The sequence below is a fragment of the Telmatospirillum sp. J64-1 genome (assembly GCF_006980715.1).
GTDB lineage: Bacteria > Pseudomonadota > Alphaproteobacteria > Rhodospirillales > Magnetospirillaceae > Oleiliquidispirillum > Oleiliquidispirillum nitrogeniifigens.
Genome location: NZ_SBHN01000016.1, coordinates 63,360 through 78,743 on the forward strand (window position 1 = coordinate 63,360; position 15,384 = coordinate 78,743).

16 protein-coding genes are annotated in these 15,384 nt (G+C 65.7%); 9 read left to right on the top strand and 7 right to left on the bottom strand.

The window, feature by feature from the left end; translation table 11 throughout:
• Positions 1 to 24: 24 nt before the first annotated feature.
• On the bottom strand, positions 25 to 870 hold the full coding sequence (gene mutM, locus EPD66_RS15455) for a bifunctional DNA-formamidopyrimidine glycosylase/DNA-(apurinic or apyrimidinic site) lyase (RefSeq protein WP_142849424.1): 846 nt from the start codon (positions 868 to 870) through the stop codon (positions 25 to 27).
• Positions 871 to 984: 114 nt separating this feature from the next.
• Here mutM and ubiE point away from each other — a divergent pair, with 114 nt between their 5' ends.
• On the top strand, positions 985 to 1,746 hold the full coding sequence (ubiE, locus tag EPD66_RS15460) for a bifunctional demethylmenaquinone methyltransferase/2-methoxy-6-polyprenyl-1,4-benzoquinol methylase UbiE (protein ID WP_142849425.1): 762 nt from the start codon (positions 985 to 987) through the stop codon (positions 1,744 to 1,746).
• 3 nt (positions 1,747 to 1,749) lie between these two features.
• On the top strand, positions 1,750 to 3,285 hold the full coding sequence (gene ubiB, locus EPD66_RS15465; RefSeq protein WP_142849426.1) for a 2-polyprenylphenol 6-hydroxylase: 1,536 nt from the start codon (positions 1,750 to 1,752) through the stop codon (positions 3,283 to 3,285).
• A 183-nt stretch (positions 3,286 to 3,468) separates the two neighbouring features.
• Here the strand turns inward: ubiB and EPD66_RS15470 are convergent, their stop codons facing one another.
• Together EPD66_RS15470 and cobS are read right to left on the bottom strand one after the other, a co-directional pair.
• Positions 3,469 to 4,074, bottom strand: a complete 606-nt coding sequence (locus EPD66_RS15470) for a histidine phosphatase family protein (protein ID WP_142849427.1) — start codon at positions 4,072 to 4,074, stop codon at positions 3,469 to 3,471.
• Positions 4,071 to 4,829 carry an adenosylcobinamide-GDP ribazoletransferase gene (cobS, locus tag EPD66_RS15475; protein WP_142849428.1) on the bottom strand — a complete coding sequence of 253 codons (759 nt, stop codon included), beginning with the start codon at positions 4,827 to 4,829 and terminating at the stop codon, positions 4,071 to 4,073. The genes EPD66_RS15470 and cobS overlap by 4 nt, the downstream gene beginning before the upstream one ends.
• A gap of 124 nt (positions 4,830 to 4,953) precedes the next feature.
• Between cobS and cobT the strand changes: the two genes are divergently transcribed.
• Positions 4,954 to 5,958, top strand: coding sequence for a nicotinate-nucleotide--dimethylbenzimidazole phosphoribosyltransferase (gene cobT / locus EPD66_RS15480; protein ID WP_142849429.1), 1,005 nt, complete (start codon positions 4,954 to 4,956; stop codon positions 5,956 to 5,958).
• A gap of 124 nt (positions 5,959 to 6,082) precedes the next feature.
• Here the strand turns inward: cobT and EPD66_RS15485 are convergent, their stop codons facing one another.
• Positions 6,083 to 6,502, bottom strand: coding sequence for an MmcB family DNA repair protein (locus EPD66_RS15485; RefSeq protein ID WP_255448526.1), 420 nt, complete (start codon positions 6,500 to 6,502; stop codon positions 6,083 to 6,085).
• A gap of 114 nt (positions 6,503 to 6,616) precedes the next feature.
• On the opposite strand from EPD66_RS15485, the gene EPD66_RS15490 reads away from it, so the two are divergent.
• Genes EPD66_RS15490 through EPD66_RS15500 form a run of 3 tightly spaced genes read left to right on the top strand, consistent with a single transcriptional unit; the run spans position 6,617 to position 8,817 of the window.
• Positions 6,617 to 7,156, top strand: coding sequence for an aspartate 1-decarboxylase (locus EPD66_RS15490; protein WP_142849430.1), 540 nt, complete (start codon positions 6,617 to 6,619; stop codon positions 7,154 to 7,156).
• Positions 7,153 to 7,863, top strand: coding sequence for a 7-cyano-7-deazaguanine synthase QueC (gene queC / locus EPD66_RS15495; protein ID WP_142849431.1), 711 nt, complete (start codon positions 7,153 to 7,155; stop codon positions 7,861 to 7,863). Before EPD66_RS15490 ends, queC begins: the two co-directional genes overlap by 4 nt.
• 21 nt (positions 7,864 to 7,884) lie before the next feature.
• The gene (locus EPD66_RS15500) at positions 7,885 to 8,817 is read left to right on the top strand and encodes an L-lactate dehydrogenase (RefSeq protein ID WP_142849432.1); all 933 of its coding nucleotides are present in this window, start codon (positions 7,885 to 7,887) and stop codon (positions 8,815 to 8,817) included.
• A gap of 392 nt (positions 8,818 to 9,209) precedes the next feature.
• Here EPD66_RS15500 and EPD66_RS15505 read toward each other — a convergent pair whose 3' ends face one another.
• Positions 9,210 to 11,264, bottom strand: a complete 2,055-nt coding sequence (locus EPD66_RS15505) for a methyl-accepting chemotaxis protein (protein WP_142849433.1) — start codon at positions 11,262 to 11,264, stop codon at positions 9,210 to 9,212.
• 115 nt (positions 11,265 to 11,379) lie between these two features.
• Here EPD66_RS15505 and EPD66_RS15510 point away from each other — a divergent pair, with 115 nt between their 5' ends.
• Positions 11,380 to 11,799, top strand: coding sequence for a secondary thiamine-phosphate synthase enzyme YjbQ (locus EPD66_RS15510; protein ID WP_142849434.1), 420 nt, complete (start codon positions 11,380 to 11,382; stop codon positions 11,797 to 11,799).
• A gap of 67 nt (positions 11,800 to 11,866) precedes the next feature.
• Positions 11,867 to 12,229: a hypothetical protein gene (locus EPD66_RS15515; RefSeq protein WP_142849435.1), complete on the top strand. Its 363-nt coding sequence runs from the start codon at positions 11,867 to 11,869 to the stop codon at positions 12,227 to 12,229.
• 79 nt (positions 12,230 to 12,308) lie between these two features.
• On the opposite strand, the gene fghA is transcribed toward EPD66_RS15515, so the two are convergent.
• The gene (gene fghA, locus EPD66_RS15520) at positions 12,309 to 13,160 is read right to left on the bottom strand and encodes an S-formylglutathione hydrolase (protein WP_142849436.1); all 852 of its coding nucleotides are present in this window, start codon (positions 13,158 to 13,160) and stop codon (positions 12,309 to 12,311) included.
• Between the two features lie 8 nt (positions 13,161 to 13,168).
• Positions 13,169 to 14,287 carry an S-(hydroxymethyl)glutathione dehydrogenase/class III alcohol dehydrogenase gene (locus tag EPD66_RS15525; RefSeq protein ID WP_142849437.1) on the bottom strand — a complete coding sequence of 373 codons (1,119 nt, stop codon included), beginning with the start codon at positions 14,285 to 14,287 and terminating at the stop codon, positions 13,169 to 13,171.
• 122 nt (positions 14,288 to 14,409) lie between these two features.
• Here EPD66_RS15525 and EPD66_RS15530 point away from each other — a divergent pair, with 122 nt between their 5' ends.
• Positions 14,410 to 15,303 (top strand): LysR family transcriptional regulator, encoded by an 894-nt coding sequence (locus tag EPD66_RS15530; protein ID WP_142849438.1) that lies wholly within the window; start codon positions 14,410 to 14,412, stop codon positions 15,301 to 15,303.
• Positions 15,304 to 15,384: the final 81 nt, after the last annotated feature.

Genomic DNA, 15,384 nt, shown 5'->3' on the forward strand with positions numbered 1-15,384 from the left:
GCGCCATGACGATGCCTAATATCATTAGCGTTGGCGTTTCGTACAATAGAAAGTGCTTCTACCGGCCTGTACCATTCGCTTTATACCCCCAGTGCGGGCAAGGTCGCAGTCGCATCCGGGGCAAGGCTCGCCCTCGCGGCCGTAGACGGCGAAATTATGCTGGAAATAGCCCAATTCGCCGGAAGGCTGGCGATGGTCGCGCAGGGACGACCCGCCTGCGGCGATGGCTTCCTCCAGCACCGCCTTGATCGCCGGGACCAGCTTCTCGGCCCGCTTTCCCGCCACCGTGGCGGCGCTGCGCTTGGGCGAGATTCCGGCCCGGAACAGGGCTTCCGAGACATAGATATTGCCCAGACCGGCAACAAGTTTCTGGTCGAGCAGGGCCATCTTGATCGGCGTTTCCTTGCCCGAAAGAGCCTTCGACAGAGTATCGGGCGTGAAATCCTCGCCCAGGGGTTCCGGCCCCAGCCCGGCCAGCAGGGGGTGGGCGGCCAGGGCCTCTTCCTCGCATAGCGTCATCAGGCCGAAGCGGCGGGGATCGCAATAGGTGATCACCACCCCTTCCTCGGTGCGGAATTCCACATGGTCGTGGCAGCCCGGCGGTTCGTTGCGCAGGCTGGGCGAGATGATCATGCGCCCGCTCATGCCCAGATGGCCCAGCAGCACCAATCCGCCCGAAAGGCGGATGACCAGGTATTTCGCCCGCCGTCCCACGGTCTCGACCCGTCGTCCGGTCAGGCGTTCGGCGAAGGCTTCGGGCAGGGGAATGCGCAGGTCGGGCCGTCTTGCCTCGACATGGGCCAGCACGCGGCCGTCCATGACGGCGGCCAAGCCGCGCTTTACGGTTTCGACTTCGGGAAGTTCGGGCATGGGCTCGTCTTTTGAAATATCCGCTTTGCTAGACAGACATGGAAAATACGGCAAGATCAAGAGGCGCCGCTTCCCCATGGCGCGACGTGCGGCCTTGGGATATGGTCTTGCACCATGACGACAGAAGATCAGAACCGCCCCGAGGGCACCACCCATTTCGGCTTCCGTACCGTGCGCGAAGAGGAGAAGGCCTCGCTCGTGCGCGGCGTCTTCGACGAGGTGGCGCCCAAATACGATCTGATGAACGACCTGATGAGCCTGGGCGTCCATCGGCTGTGGAAAGATTCGATGATCGGCTGGCTGCGTCCGCGTCCGGGCATGGCTCTGGTCGACGTGGGTGGCGGCACGGGCGATATCGCCTTCCGTTTCCGCAAGCGCGGCGGCGGACCGGTGGTAGTCTGCGACATCAACCGCGAAATGCTGTCGGTGGGCCGCGACCGCGCGCTGAACAAGGGCATCATCGAAGGCATCAGCTGGGTTTGCGGCGACGCCGAGCGCCTGCCCATCCCCGATGCCAGCATGGATGCCTATACCATCGCCTTCTGCCTGCGCAACGTCACCCATATCGACGCAGCGCTGAAGGAGGCCCGGCGCGTCCTGAAGCCCGGCGGGCGCTTCCTCTGCCTGGAATTCAGCCATGTGACCGTGCCCGGCCTGCGCGAGGTCTACGACCGCTATTCCTTCGACCTGCTGCCGGTTCTCGGCCAGGTGGTCGCGCGCAACCGCGAGGCCTATCAGTATCTGGTGGAATCGATCCGCCGCTTCCCCCCGCAGCCCGAACTGGCCGAGCGCATGCGTGCCGCCGGGCTTGAACGGGTGTCGTGGCGCGATCTTTCCGGCGGCATCGCCGCGATCCATTCGGGCTGGCGCCTGTAGACGATGATCAACACCGTCCGCAACCTCTGGCGCCTGTTCGTCATCGCGCGCACGCTGGCGCGCTACGACGCTCTGTTCCTGCTCGAACGCCTCAGCGTCACCTGGCCGCTGACCCTGACCGCCAAGATGCTGGCGCGGCGCAAGGAAGAAGGCCGTCCGGGCCAGCGCCTGGCCGGGGCGCTGCGGGAATTGGGGCCGACCTTCATCAAGCTGGGCCAGGCCCTGTCCACGCGCGCCGACCTGATCGGCGATCAGGTGGCCGCCGATCTGGCCGAGCTTCAGGACAAGCTGGAGCCTTTCGACAGCGCCGAGGCCAAGCGCATCATCGAGGAGGAGTTCGGCGAGAGCATTGAGGTGCTTTATGCCAGCTTCGATGAAAAGCCCGTCGCGGCGGCTTCCATCGCCCAGGTGCATTTCGCCGTCACCAACGAGGGGCGGGAGGTGGCGGTCAAGATCCTGCGCCCGGGTATCGAACAAAAATTCGAGCGCGACATCTCGCTGTTCTACTGGCTGGCCGAACTGATCGACTTCACCCAGCCTTCCCTGCGCCGCCTGAAGCTGGTCGAGGCCGTCCGTACCTTCGAGGAATCCGTCACCATGGAGATGGATCTGCGCTTCGAAGCGGCGGCGGCGGCCGAACTGGCCGACAATTTTGCCGGCGACCCGACCTTCCGGGTACCCGAGATCGACTGGCAGCGCACCTCGCAGCGGGTGATGACGCAGGAACGCGTCATGGGCATTCCCGTCGACGAGCGCGAGGCCCTGATCGCCGCAGGCCACGACCTCGACTCGATCATGGTCAAGGCCGCCGAAAGCTTCTTCAACCAGGTCTTCCGCGACGGCTTCTTCCATGCCGACCTGCATCCGGGCAATCTGTTCGTCGATGCCGAAGGCAATCTGGTGGCCGTCGATTTCGGCATCATGGGCCGGGTGGACGAAGCCACGCGGCGCCATCTCGGCGAGATGCTGCTGGGCTTCCTGACCGGCGACTACCGCCGCGTCGCCCGGGTGCATTTCGATGCGGGCTGGGTGCCCGCCGACCAGAATATCGATTTGTTCACCCAGGCCTGCCGTTCCATCGGCCAGCCGATCCTGGGCCGCGAACTGCACGAAATTTCCATCGGACGCCTGCTCGGCCAGCTTTTCCAGGTGACCGAGACCTTCGAGATGGAGACCCAGCCCCAGCTTCTGCTGCTGCAGAAAAGCATGCTGGTGGCCGAAGGTATCGGTCGCATCCTGAATCCGCGCATCAATATGTGGCAGCTGGCCCAGCCGCTGATCGAGCAATGGATGCGCGACAATCTGGGCCCCGAGGCGCGGATGCGCGAGACCATGGGCAATGTCCTGCTGTCGCTCGAACGCCTGCCCAAGCTGCTGGCCGATACCGAGAACGTGGCCGGACTGATGTCGCACAAGGGGGTGCGCCTGCACCCCGATTCGGTCAAGGCCCTGACCCGCGAACGCCGCCGCTCGCTCACGCCCAACTGGCTGCCCTGGGTGCTGGTCGCGGTGCTGCTGGCGCTGGTGGTGTTGCGCTAGTTCCTACCACGCTGCGGAAAACCTCGTCTCTGTCTGCACCGACTCGTCACCCCCGCGAAAGCGGGGGGCATGTCGGGGCTTGTGGAGAGGCAACCCGCTCGATGCTGATGTTGCGGCAGCATGGATTCCCGCTTTCGCGGGAATGACGATGGAAACAGGAGTTTCTCCGCAGGCTTCTAGTCGCTAGCCCGGCAGGAGGTTCACGCCGTTCACCGCCCAGGCGCCGTCCATCACTTCGAGGCGGGTCAGCGACAGCGGCGCAACGGCGAAGCGCAAGGCGGTTTCGGGCGGAAGGTCCAGCGCGATCGCCAGGGCGGCGCGGATGGTGCCGGCATGGGCGATGGCGATGATATCGCGGTTGGGATTTTCCTCGGTCAGCACGTCGATGGCGGCCTTCACCCGCTCGACCATGTCGGAGAAACTCTCGCCGCCGGGCGGGGGCGTCGTGGCGGGGGCCTGCCAGAAGGCCGCCAGGTCGGGGTCCTTGGCGGTTTGCAGGCGGCTCCAGCTTTGCCCCTGCCAGTGGCCGAAATCCTGTTCCACAAAGGCCGGCACGATGATCGGCGGCGGCAGCGGCAGGCCGACATTGCTCAGCGCCTCGGTCGTCTGCATGCAGCGGATCAGGCCGCTCTCCACCAGCACCGCACCGCGCGGCAGCAGCCGGGCGAGGGCGGCGAAATCTTCCGTTTCCGAGGTGTCGCAGGGCAGGTCGAGGCGGCCATGGATGCGGCCTTCGGGATCGGGAACGGGGGCGTGGCGCAGCCACCACCAACGGGTCGAATGTTTCATAGGGCTCCCACGGCGGCGATCAGGACCGCCGTCTCGGTGATCTGTTGCAAGGCGCCCAGGACGTCGCCGGTATGGCCGCCGATTTGGCGCCGGGCGAGCCGGGTAACGGCGAGAGCGGCCAGGGCGGCGGCGCAAAGGGCGGCAAAGCCGGTCCAGCCGGGCAGGCAGAGCAGCACCACCGCAGCGCCCAGGGCCAGGGCGATCCAGACGGTCGCGGCAGACGGAGTTCCGGCTCCGGCGCCCAGGCCGTCGTCACGTGCCGGCGGCAGGAGATGCAGGACGGCGGGCATCACGGCGCGGGACAGGGCGGCGGCGGCGACCAGGGCCAGCGGCAGGGCGGGGGATAGTGCGGCGGCCTTCAGCCCCACCAGCAGCACCAGGGCCAGCACGCCGTAGGAACCGATGCGGCTGTCGCGCATGATCTCCAGCTTGCGTGCCTTGTCGCGTCCGCCGCCGAAGCCGTCGGCCATGTCGGCCAGGCCGTCCTCGTGCAGGGCGCCGGTCAGCAGCGCCATCACCGCCAGGGCCAGCAGGGCGGCGACCAGTGGCGGCAGCACCAGCCCCGCAGCCCACAGCACCAGTGCACCGATGCCGCCGACCACCGCGCCGACCAACGGAAAGGCCCACATGGACCCGGCCAGCCCGCCCGGCGGCAGGGCGGCGAGGGGCGGCAGCCGGAGGCGCGTCAGGAAGGTGGCGGCCAAGTGCAGGTCGGCCAGCACTCCCCCTCTGGAAGATGTGTCGCTCTCGCTCATGACCGGCGGTTATAGGGGAGGCCTCGGCGATTGTCCAAGCTCCAGGCGGGTGGGGATGGAGGTCGCCTCTCTCGCGCGGATGGAGTATAGAGCCCGGAACTGTCGCTTCGTCCGGAGTGTCTTCATGATCGCCTGCCTCGATGACCTGCGCCGCCTGCTGGCCGACCTGCCCGGCCCCGATGCCGCCGCCCGGGCGGCCTGGGCCGAGCGGGAGCCGCAATTGACCAAGCCGGCGGGTTCCCTGGGGCGGCTGGAGGAGCTTGCGGGCTGGCTGAGCGCCTGGCAGGGCCGCCATCCGCCCCGGCTGGACCGGCCCGCCGCCCGCATCTTCGCCGGAAATCACGGCGTGGTCGCCAAGGGTGTTTCGGCCTATCCGGCGGACGTGACGGTGCAGATGGTGGCCAATTTCCAACGGGGCGGCGCGGCCATCAACCAGCTTTGCCGCCTGTTCGGCACGGAATTGCAGGTCGTCGCGCTGGAGCTCGACCGCCCCACCGCCGATTTCTCCGAAGGTCCGGCCATGACCGAGGAGGAAGCTGTCGCCGCGCTGAAGGCCGGTCTGGATTCCGTGCCCGCCGAATGCGACCTGTTGTGTATCGGTGAGATGGGCATCGGCAACACGACTTCCGCCGCCGCCCTCTGCCTGGGCCTTTATGGCGGCAGCGCTGCCGATTGGGTGGGGCCGGGAACCGGCCTGGACGACAGGGGATTGCGCCGCAAGGCCGAGGTGATCGAACAGGCCGCCACCCTGCATGGAGGCGCCGATCCTCTCGATCTGCTGCGCCGCCTGGGCGGACGCGAGCTGGCGGCCATGGCCGGGGCCGTGCTGGGGGCGCGGCTGAAGCGCGTGCCGGTGATGCTGGACGGCTATGTCACGACGGCCGCCGCCGCGCCGCTGGAAGCCTTCCGCTCCGGCGCGCTGGATCATTGCCTGGTGGCCCATGCCTCCGCCGAACCGGGCCATCGCCGCCTGATCGAGCGGCTGGGCAAGCGCGCCCTGCTCGATTTGGGGATGCGCCTGGGCGAAGGCTCCGGCGCCGCCCTGGCGGTCGGGTTGGCCCAGGCTGCCGTCGCTTGTCATACCGGCATGGCGACCTTCGCCGAGGCGGGGGTCAGCGGGAAGGAATAAGCAGAGCGGATCATCCTTCGAGACGGCCCTGCGGGCCTCCTCAGGATGAGTCTCGATCATTTAGCCTCACCCTGAGGAGCCGCGTCAGCGGCGTCTCGAAGGACGAGGCGGGCCAAAGCCTCTTTTACAACGGCGGATCGGTCACGCCGCGCAGCCGTGCCGCAGCGACCAGGGCGAAGCGCAGGGTGACGGCCTTGCGGCGGGCGGCGTTCAGGCGGGTTTCCGGGGCGGGGCGCAGGAGGACGCCGTCGAAGGCATCGGCGACGATGAGGCCGCATTCCCCGGGCAGGATTTTCGTCGGGAAACCGGGGGCGACGGCGAAGTAAAGGGCATCGCAGAAGTCGAGATATTCCGGCCATTTCTGGTCGGCGCGGAAATCGGCGACCGAGGATTTGATCTCGACGCCCAGCAGCTTGCCGTCGCGGCCCAGTCCCATGACATCGAAGCGCCGCCCGGTGGCGATGGTGAATTCGGTCAGGCTGCCGCAGCCCATCTGGGCGAGCAGGCGGCAGACGCCGCGGGCGATTTCGGGGGCTTGGCTCATGGCGCCATGGTTCCGCAAGGCGCGCATGGCGGCAAGTCGGAAAAGCCGCTTGCACCAAGACCCGTCCTGCCGTAAGGGGTTTGGCATCCCCAGCCCCCTTGGACCGCCTTTATCATGATGAAAACCATCCGCGCCAAGCTGCATGGCATTCGGGTCACGGCAGCCGATCTGAACTATCACGGCTCGATCACCCTCGACCCCGACCAATGCGCCCTGGCCGGCATCTATCCCATGGAATTCGTCGAGATCTGGAACAAGAATTCCGGTGCCCGCATCTCGACCTATGTCATCTTCGGCGAGCCGGGCTCGCAATGCTGCATCCTTAACGGCGCGGCGGCCCGGACCTGCCAGGTGGGCGACGAATTGATCATCGCCGCTTCGGAATATTGCGGGCCGGAACGGCTTTACGACCTGAAGCCGCGCATCCTGACCTTCCTGCCCGACAATCAGGTCGACCAGGTGCTGAATTACGAGGTTTTCGCCAGCGAGCGGCGGCCCTATGATTTCCGCATCGTCGATGCTGGCAGCCATACGCTGGAAAGCTGTCACACCTGGCCCAATGTGGATATTGCCGCCGTGCGTGCCGATCTCGAGGCCAAGGGCTGGAGCGAGGCGGAAGTGGAAACCTTCATCAAGGCGCATTTCTCGCTATGACGGATACCAAGCCCAAAGCCATCGTGCTGCTGAGCGGCGGCCTGGATTCCGCCACCGTGCTGGCCATCGCCAAGGAACAGGGATTCGACCCGCTGGCGATCAGCTTCCGCTACGGCCAGCGCCATGAGGCCGAAATCGCCTCGGCCCGTAAGGTCGTCGAGGCGGCGGGCGTGACGCGCCATGTGATCGTGGACATGGATCTGCGTGTCTTCGGCGGCTCGGCCCTGACCGCTTCCATCGAGGTGCCCAAGGATCGCGCGCCCGAGGAGATGGAGGCCGACATCCCCATCACCTATGTGCCGGCGCGCAACACCATCTTCCTGTCCTATGCCCTGGCCTTCGCCGAGGTCGAAGGAGCCTTCGACATCTTCATCGGCGTCAACGCCGTGGATTACAGCGGCTATCCCGATTGCCGCCCGGCCTTCGTCGAGGCCTTCGAGGCGATGGCCAATCTTGCCACCAAGGCGGCGGTCGAGGGCGGACGCAAGCTTGTCATCCATGCCCCGCTGCTCCACATGACCAAGGCGGAGATCGTGCAACGGGGCACGGCACTGGGAGTGGATTACGGCCTGACCAGTTCCTGCTACGATCCAGAACCGGATGGAAAGGCCTGCGGACGCTGCGATGCCTGCCATCTGCGGCTGCGTGGATTCGCCGAAGCCGGACTGACCGATCCGGCCCCCTATGCGTCGCGCGCGGGAGACTGACATCCAAGACGGGAGGTGGGCATGAAGGTAGGTGTTGTGGGCGCCGGCATGGTTGGCAGTTCGGCGGCCTTTGCCATGGTTCTGCAAGGCGCCTGTTCCGAAGTGGTGCTGGTGGACCAGAACGAGAAACTGGCCGAGGCCCAGGCCCAGGACATCCTTCATGCCACTCCTTTCGCCCATTCGGTGCGGGTGCATCACGGCAATTACAAGGGGCTGACGGGGGCGGGCGTGGTCATCCTGGCCGCCGGGGTCAGCCAGCGCCCGGGTGAGACGCGGCTGGAATTGCTGGGTCGCAATGCCGCCGTCTTCAAGCAGATCATTCCCCGCATCCTGGAGGTGGCGCCCGACACGATCCTGCTGATCGCCACCAATCCGGTGGACATCATGACCCATGTGGCGACGCAGATTTCCGGCCTGCCGCCCGAGCGGGTCATCGGTTCCGGGACCATCCTCGATACCGCCCGTTTCCGCGCTTTGCTGGGCGAGCAGCTGGGAATCTCGTCCCGCTCGATCCACGCCTATGTGCTGGGCGAGCATGGCGATTCGGAGGTCCTGGCCTGGTCCGGTGCTGCCGCCGGAAGCATCCCGGTCGAGGCCTTCGGGCGCCAGGTGGGCCGCCCCATCGACGCAGGAGTGAAGTCCCGCATCGACGAGGCCGTCCGCCGCGCCGCCTACCGCATCATCGACGGCAAGGGGGCGACCTATTACGGCATCGGCGGCGGGCTGTCGCGCATCGTCTCGGCCATCGCCGGGGACGAGGACGCCATCCTGACGGTGGCCGTGCGCATGGCGGAGGTGGAGGGCGTCAAGGACATCACCCTGTCCCTGCCGCGCATCGTCGGCGCCAAGGGCGCCGTCGGCACCTTCTGGCCGGACCTCAGCGCGGATGAGCATGCCGCGCTGAAGCGCAGCGCCGAGGTGTTGAAGAAGGCGGCGGAAGGGCTGGAGGTCTGACAGGCAGCGGAAAAGTCGGCTCTCTCTGCACCGGCTCGTCACCCCCGCGAAAGCGGGGGGCATGTGGGGACTTGCAGAGATGTGAACCGTTAAATGCTGATGTTGGGGCAGCATGGATTCCCGCTTTCGCGGGAATGACGAGGAAAACAGGAGTTTTTGCAGCCTGCCAGAGGGAAGGCCTATGCCCCCTTGGCTTGAAGCGCTTGCCCATACTTCGAGACGCCGCTCCGCGGCTCCTCAGCATGAGGTTTATCTTGTTGATATAAAGGGGGAATTAGCCTCGCCCTGAGGAGCCGCGCAGCGGCGTCTCGAAGGGCAAAGGCGGGCCATGGCTTTGAAGGAGCAGCCGGGCAAACGAAAGCGCGGGAGGCTGTGGCCTCCCGCGCTTTTTCTTAAGCGGCCCGCACGCCTTCCAGGAAGCGGCGGACGAGGCCTTGCACCTCTTCGGTCTGGCGGTTCATCTCGCCTGCGGCGGAGAGGACCTCCTCGGCGGCCTGTCCGGTTCCCAGGGCGGCTTCGTTGACGTCCTGGATGATGTGAGTGACCTGCTGGGCCCCGGCAGAGGCCTGCTGGACGTTGCGGGCGATTTCCTCGGTCGCGGCGCCTTGCTGCTCGACCGCCGAGGCGATGGCGACCGAGATTTCGCTGATGGCGCTGATGGTCTTGCCGATCTCGCGGATCGCCGCCACGGCTTCGCGGGTAGCCGCCTGGACCGAGGTGATCTGGCCGCTGATCTCGTCCGTGGCCTTGCTGGTGGCATTGGCCAGGGACTTGACCTCGTTGGCCACCACGGCGAAGCCCTTGCCCGCTTCGCCCGCACGGGCGGCCTCGATGGTAGCGTTCAGCGCCAGCAGGTTGGTCTGGCTGGCGATGTCGTTGATCAGGCTGACCACGTCGCCGATGCGTCCGGCGGCCTCGGCCAGGCCCTCGACCATGCGGTCGGTGCGCTCGGCTTCGGAGACCGCCTGCTGGGCGATGGTGCTGGATTGTTCGACCTGACGTCCGATCTCGGAGATGGAGACCGACAATTCCTCGGCGGCGGCGGCCACGGTCTGGACATTGGTCGAGGTCTCGGCCGAGGCAGAGGCGACGACGGCGGTCTGGTTGCTGGTTTGCTGGGCCGTGGAGGAAAGGCTGCGGGCGTTGCTTTCCATCTGGCTTGCGGCCGAGGAGACCACGGTCAGGGCGCGGTCGATGGCGTTGTCGAAGTCCCGCGTCAGGCTTTCAATCAGGGCCGCGCGCTTTTCACGGGCCTCGCGCTCGCGCTGCTGCTCGGCCTCCAGCGCCCGCGTGCGTTCCATGTTCTCCTTGAAGATGGCCATGGCGCGGGCCATGCCGCCGACTTCGTCGCGCTGCTGCACGGCGTCGATGGTCACGGACAGGTCGCCGCCGGCCAGCCTTTCCATGGCGCTGCGCAGGCGGCTGAGCGGGGTGGTGATGCCGCGCACGACGACGATGGCGACCAGGGCCGTCAGGGCCAGCACCGCGATCACGACCGCAGCGGTGATCATGAAGGTCTGGCGGGCGGCGGCGCTCAGTTCCTCGCCCCGGGTCAGCAGATCCTCGGCCAGGATGTCCTCGACCGTCTTGAACTGGTCGAGACGCTTGCTGGTGGCCTGGAACCACGTTTCAGGCGTGACCCCCTTGGTATCGCCCGTCTGGTAGCTGGCCAGGGCGATCGAGCGCAGGAACTGGACCTCTTCCCGCGTCTCTTGGGTGACCGTGTTCCTCAGCAGTTCCACATGATGGGGCAGGGCGTGGCTGTCGAAGACCTTGATCCAGGTGTCCTGCTCGGCCAGGAGCGCCTGGAATTGCAGGAGCAGCGGGAGGTTCAGGCGGCCGCTGTTGAAGCCGCTGGCACCGATGCCCTGTTCCTGCCCGGCCACTTCCTTGGCGTGAATCAGCGCGGTATAGGCGGCGAAGCCCGCGGTGGCTTCGTCGTCCGTGCTCTGGCGCTCCATGATCGGCACCAGGCTCAACAATCCGAAGACGGTGTTGTTGTAGAAGGCGATGGCGTCATTGCGCGCCATGCTGCCGCTGTCGATGCCCTGGCGGTTGGCGACCAGCTTCTCGTCGAGCGGTTCCAGCGCGGCGATGGCTTCCGTCAGTTCCTCGTCCAGGTGACCGGCATTGGCGGCGACCACTTGGCGGAATTGCTCCAGCGCTTTTATGGTGATGTCGCGCTGCGCCGCGAGTTCGTCGCCATAGTGAAGGCCTTCGCTATTGAGAAAAAGATTGCTCAGGCCACGTTCCGTTTGCAGTTCGTGCGTCAGATGGCCGATCTGAACTGCCAGGATGGCGTGACGCTCCAGACTTTCAGCTTCCGTGGTGGTTTTCCAGCTATCGAAGAGTTGATCGCTCGCCAGCCAGAGAAGTGTCATCACCGGCAAAAGGAAAGCCAGGAGAACACGAGTAAGGATATTGAGATCGTTCAGCCGTGACAGCATGACTACCCCGGAAAGATATGATTACTGCCCCATAGAGGGCTGCGAGGCCTCTAGGTGCAACCCTAAAAAGTATATAGGTACATGATCTTTCGTATATGCGGGCGGAATTAGTGAAATGAAACAGCAACAAATAATCCTCACGGTGCGGACGGAAGGGCGGGGATTGCTGGATGTGACGGCCCCGGTCCAGGATTGGGTGAGGCGCAGCGGCATCCAGACCGGATTGCTGACGGTCTTCATCCAGCACACTTCGGCCAGCTTGACCATCCAGGAAAACGCCGATCCCGATGTCTGCCGCGACCTGGAAAGCTTCATGGAGCGGGTGGCGCCCGAGGATCCATCGTTGTACCGCCATGGCGCGGAAGGTCCCGACGACATGCCCGCCCATATCCGCAGCGCCCTGACGGATGTGTCGCTGAGCATTCCTGTGTCCGGCGGGCGCATGGCCTTGGGAACATGGCAGGGGCTCTACGTCTTCGAGCATCGCCGCCGGGGTCACGAGCGGCGGCTGGTGCTGCATCTGTTGGGGCAATAGGGTCCCTTGATCCGGCGGGCCGCCAGTCTCATGTCGGAGGAAAGAGACAGAAGAAGCGGAGGCGGCCATGATCTCGCCTACCCGACTAACCCTTCCTTTCGCGGCCGTCCTCCTGGCCTGGGCGCCGCTTTCGGCCCATGCCCAGGGAGGAGCCGGTTTCCATCCCGAATTATGTGAGCAGGAGGTGTCGCGGCTGCGCGAGCACCTGCTGGAACATCGTGAAACTTTCAGCGAGCGTCAGGTCAGCGATGCCTGGCAGCGTCTCTATCTGGCCCAGGAGGATTGCCGCTCCGCCCCGGACCGGGCCGAGGAGGCCCTGGCCGATGTGCGCCGCACCCTGGAAATGGCCGAGGCCGGAGAACTCGACCATCTGGTTCCCCAGGAAGCCCGGGGAATCGAAGGGCCGAGGGGATTGGAGCCGCCCCAATGAAGGACGGGCCCCGCCAGGAAGAGGCGGGGCCCGTGCAAGACGGAACAAAAGGGCCGGGTTTCGTCTTTTATCCCGGACGCTATCCCTTCAGCGCCGCCGCATGGTGGCGCAGATGGTCCTCGATGAAGGTGGCGATGAAGTAATAGCTGTGGTCGTAGCCCGGTTGCAGCCGCAGGGTCAGGGGATGACCGGCCTTCTCGGCGGCCTCCTTCAGCGCCTGGGGCTTGAGCTGTTCGGCCAGGAAGATGTCGCCTTCGCCCTGGTCCACCAGCAGCGGCAGGCGTTCCGGGGCATTGGCGATCAGCGCGCAGCTATCCCAGTCCCGCCAGCTTTCCCGATCCGGCCCCAGATAGTTCGAGAAGGCTTTCTCGCCCCAGGGGCAGTTCATGGGATTGGTGATCGGGGCGAAGGCCGAGACCGAGCGATAGCGGCCGGGATTCTTCAGCGCGCAGATCAGGGCGCCGTGACCGCCCATGGAATGGCCCGAGACGGAGCGGCGGTCGCTGACCGGGAAATTCGCCTCGATCAAGTCCGGCAGTTCCCGCACCACGTAATCATACATGCGGTAATGCTTGGCCCAGGGCTCCTGTGTGGCATTCACGTAGAAGCCCGCCCCAAGGCCGAAATCCCAGGCGCCTTGCGGATCGCCGGGCACGTCCGCGCCGCGCGGGCTGGTGTCGGGGGCGACGATGGCGACGCCCAGTTCGGCGGCGATGCGCTGGGCGCCCGCCTTCTGCATGAAATTTTCGTCCGTGCAGGTCAGGCCCGACAGCCAATAGAGCACCGGCACCTTCTCGCCCTGTTCCACCTGGGGCGGCAGATACAGGCCGAACACCATGTCGCAGCCCAGCACGGAAGAGCGGTGGCGGATGCGCTTGTGCCATCCGCCGAAGCTCTTGTTGGCGGCGATTTCCTGCAATGCGTCGCTCATGCCGGACCTCACTGGTTGTAGAGAATGACCGAGCGGATGCTCTTGCCTTCATGCATCAGGTCGAAGGCCTTGTTGATGTCGTCCAGGCCCATGGTATGGGTGATGAAGGTGTCCAGTTCGAACTCGCCGTTCAGATATTGATCGACGATGCCCGGCAGTTCCGACCGGCCCTTCACGCCGCCGAAGGCCGAACCGCGCCAGACGCGGCCGGTGACGAGCTGGAAGGGACGGGTGGAGATTTCCTGTCCGGCCCCGGCGACGCCGATGATCACCGACTCGCCCCAGCCCTTGTGGCAGCATTCCAGGGCAGAGCGCATGACATTTACATTGCCGATGCATTCGAAGGAATAATCGACGCCGCCATCGGTCATTTCGACCAGCACTTCCTGGATCGGGCGGTCGTAATCCTTGGGATTCACCACATCGGTGGCGCCGAGCTGGCGGGCGATCTCGAACTTGTCGGGATTGATGTCGATGCCGATGATGCGCGAGGCCTTGGCCATGACCGCGCCGATGATGGCCGACAGGCCGATGCCGCCCAGGCCGAAGATGGCGACCGTGGCGCCGGGTTCCACCTTGGCGGTCTTCAGCACCGCGCCCATGCCGGTGGTCACGCCGCAGCCCAGCAGGCAGACCTTTTCCAGCGGCGCGGATTTGTTGATCTTGGCCAGGGCGATCTCGGGCAGCACCGTGTATTCCGAGAAGGTCGAGGTGCCCATGTAGTGGAACAGCGTCTTGCCCTTGGCCGAGAAGCGCGAGGTGCCGTCGGGCATCAGGCCCTTGCCTTGGGTGGCGCGGATGGCCTGGCAGAGATTGGTCTTGCCCGACTTGCAGAATTTGCACTGGCCGCATTCGGGGGTGTAGAGCGGAATGACATGGTCGCCCGGCTGGACCGAGGTCACGCCGGGGCCGCATTCCACCACCACGCCCGCGCCTTCATGGCCCAGGATGGAGGGGAAGATGCCTTCCGGATCGGCACCCGACAGGGTGAAGGCATCGGTATGGCAGACGCCGGTGGCGACGATCTGCACCAGGACCTCGCCCGCCTTGGGGGCGGCGACCTCGACTTCCTCGATTTCCAGGGGACGATCGACTTCCCAGGCGACGGCAGCGCGCGACTTGATCATGAAGGCTTCCTTCCGGCATTTCGTTGCGATTAGGGGCATCATAGTCCCGCCGCAGGGCTTGAAAATCGGCCCGTTTGGGAAGGACTATTGCAGTTCTGGGATAATCCGCGAGTATAGGCCCCATGAACCAATGGGATGGCATCGACGAATTCGTGGCCGTGGCGCAGATGGGCAGCTTTTCCGCAGGCGCCCAGCGTTTGCGGGTGTCCTCCTCCCATGTCAGCCGCCAGGTGGCACAACTTGAAACGCGGCTGGGGGAGCGATTGTTCTACCGCACCACCCGCAAGGTGGCCCTGACCCCGGCGGGGCAGGAATTGCTGTCGCGCTGCGCCGGTCTGGTGGCGGCGCGGGACGAAGCCCTGGCGGCGATCAGCAACATGCACGAGACGCCGCGCGGCCTGCTGCGCCTGACCTGCGCGGCGGCCTATGGCGAGCGTTTCGTGGTGCCGCTGGTCAACGATTTCCTGGAACGCTATCCGGCGGTCGAGGTGGACATCCACCTGACCAACAAGACCGTCGACATCGTACAGGACAAGATCGACCTGGCAATCCGCATGGGACGGTTGCGGGATTCGGGGCTGGTGGTGACGCGGCTGGTGCCGCGGGTGATGTATCTCTGCGCCGCGCCGTCCTATCTGGCCGAGCATGGCGTGCCGCGCAGCCTGGGCGATCTGCCGCGCCATCGCTGCCTGATCGGGTCCAGCGACACCTGGCTGTTCAGTGACGGCGGCAAGGACTGGGCTTTCCAGCCGGCGGGGCGTTGGCGCTGCAACAATGGTTATGCGGTGCTGGACGCGGCCCTGCGGGGATTCGGCCTGTGCCACCTGCCCGATTATTACGTGCGCGAGCATATCGAGTCGGGGCGGCTGGTCTCGCTGCTCGACGACAAGCGGCATATGAATATGGCGGTCTGGGCGGTAACGGCCCAGCAGCGCCAGTTGTCGAGCAAGGTCCGCCTGCTGGTCGAGCATCTGAAAGCCGGTCTTGCCGCCCGGCCCGAATACCGCCAGGGCTGAGGCGGCGGAATTGACGAAATCTTTTCCGTCTTCGGCCTATTGCTGCGGCAGGGAAATGCTCTTGGCCTGATTCCTGCTTGA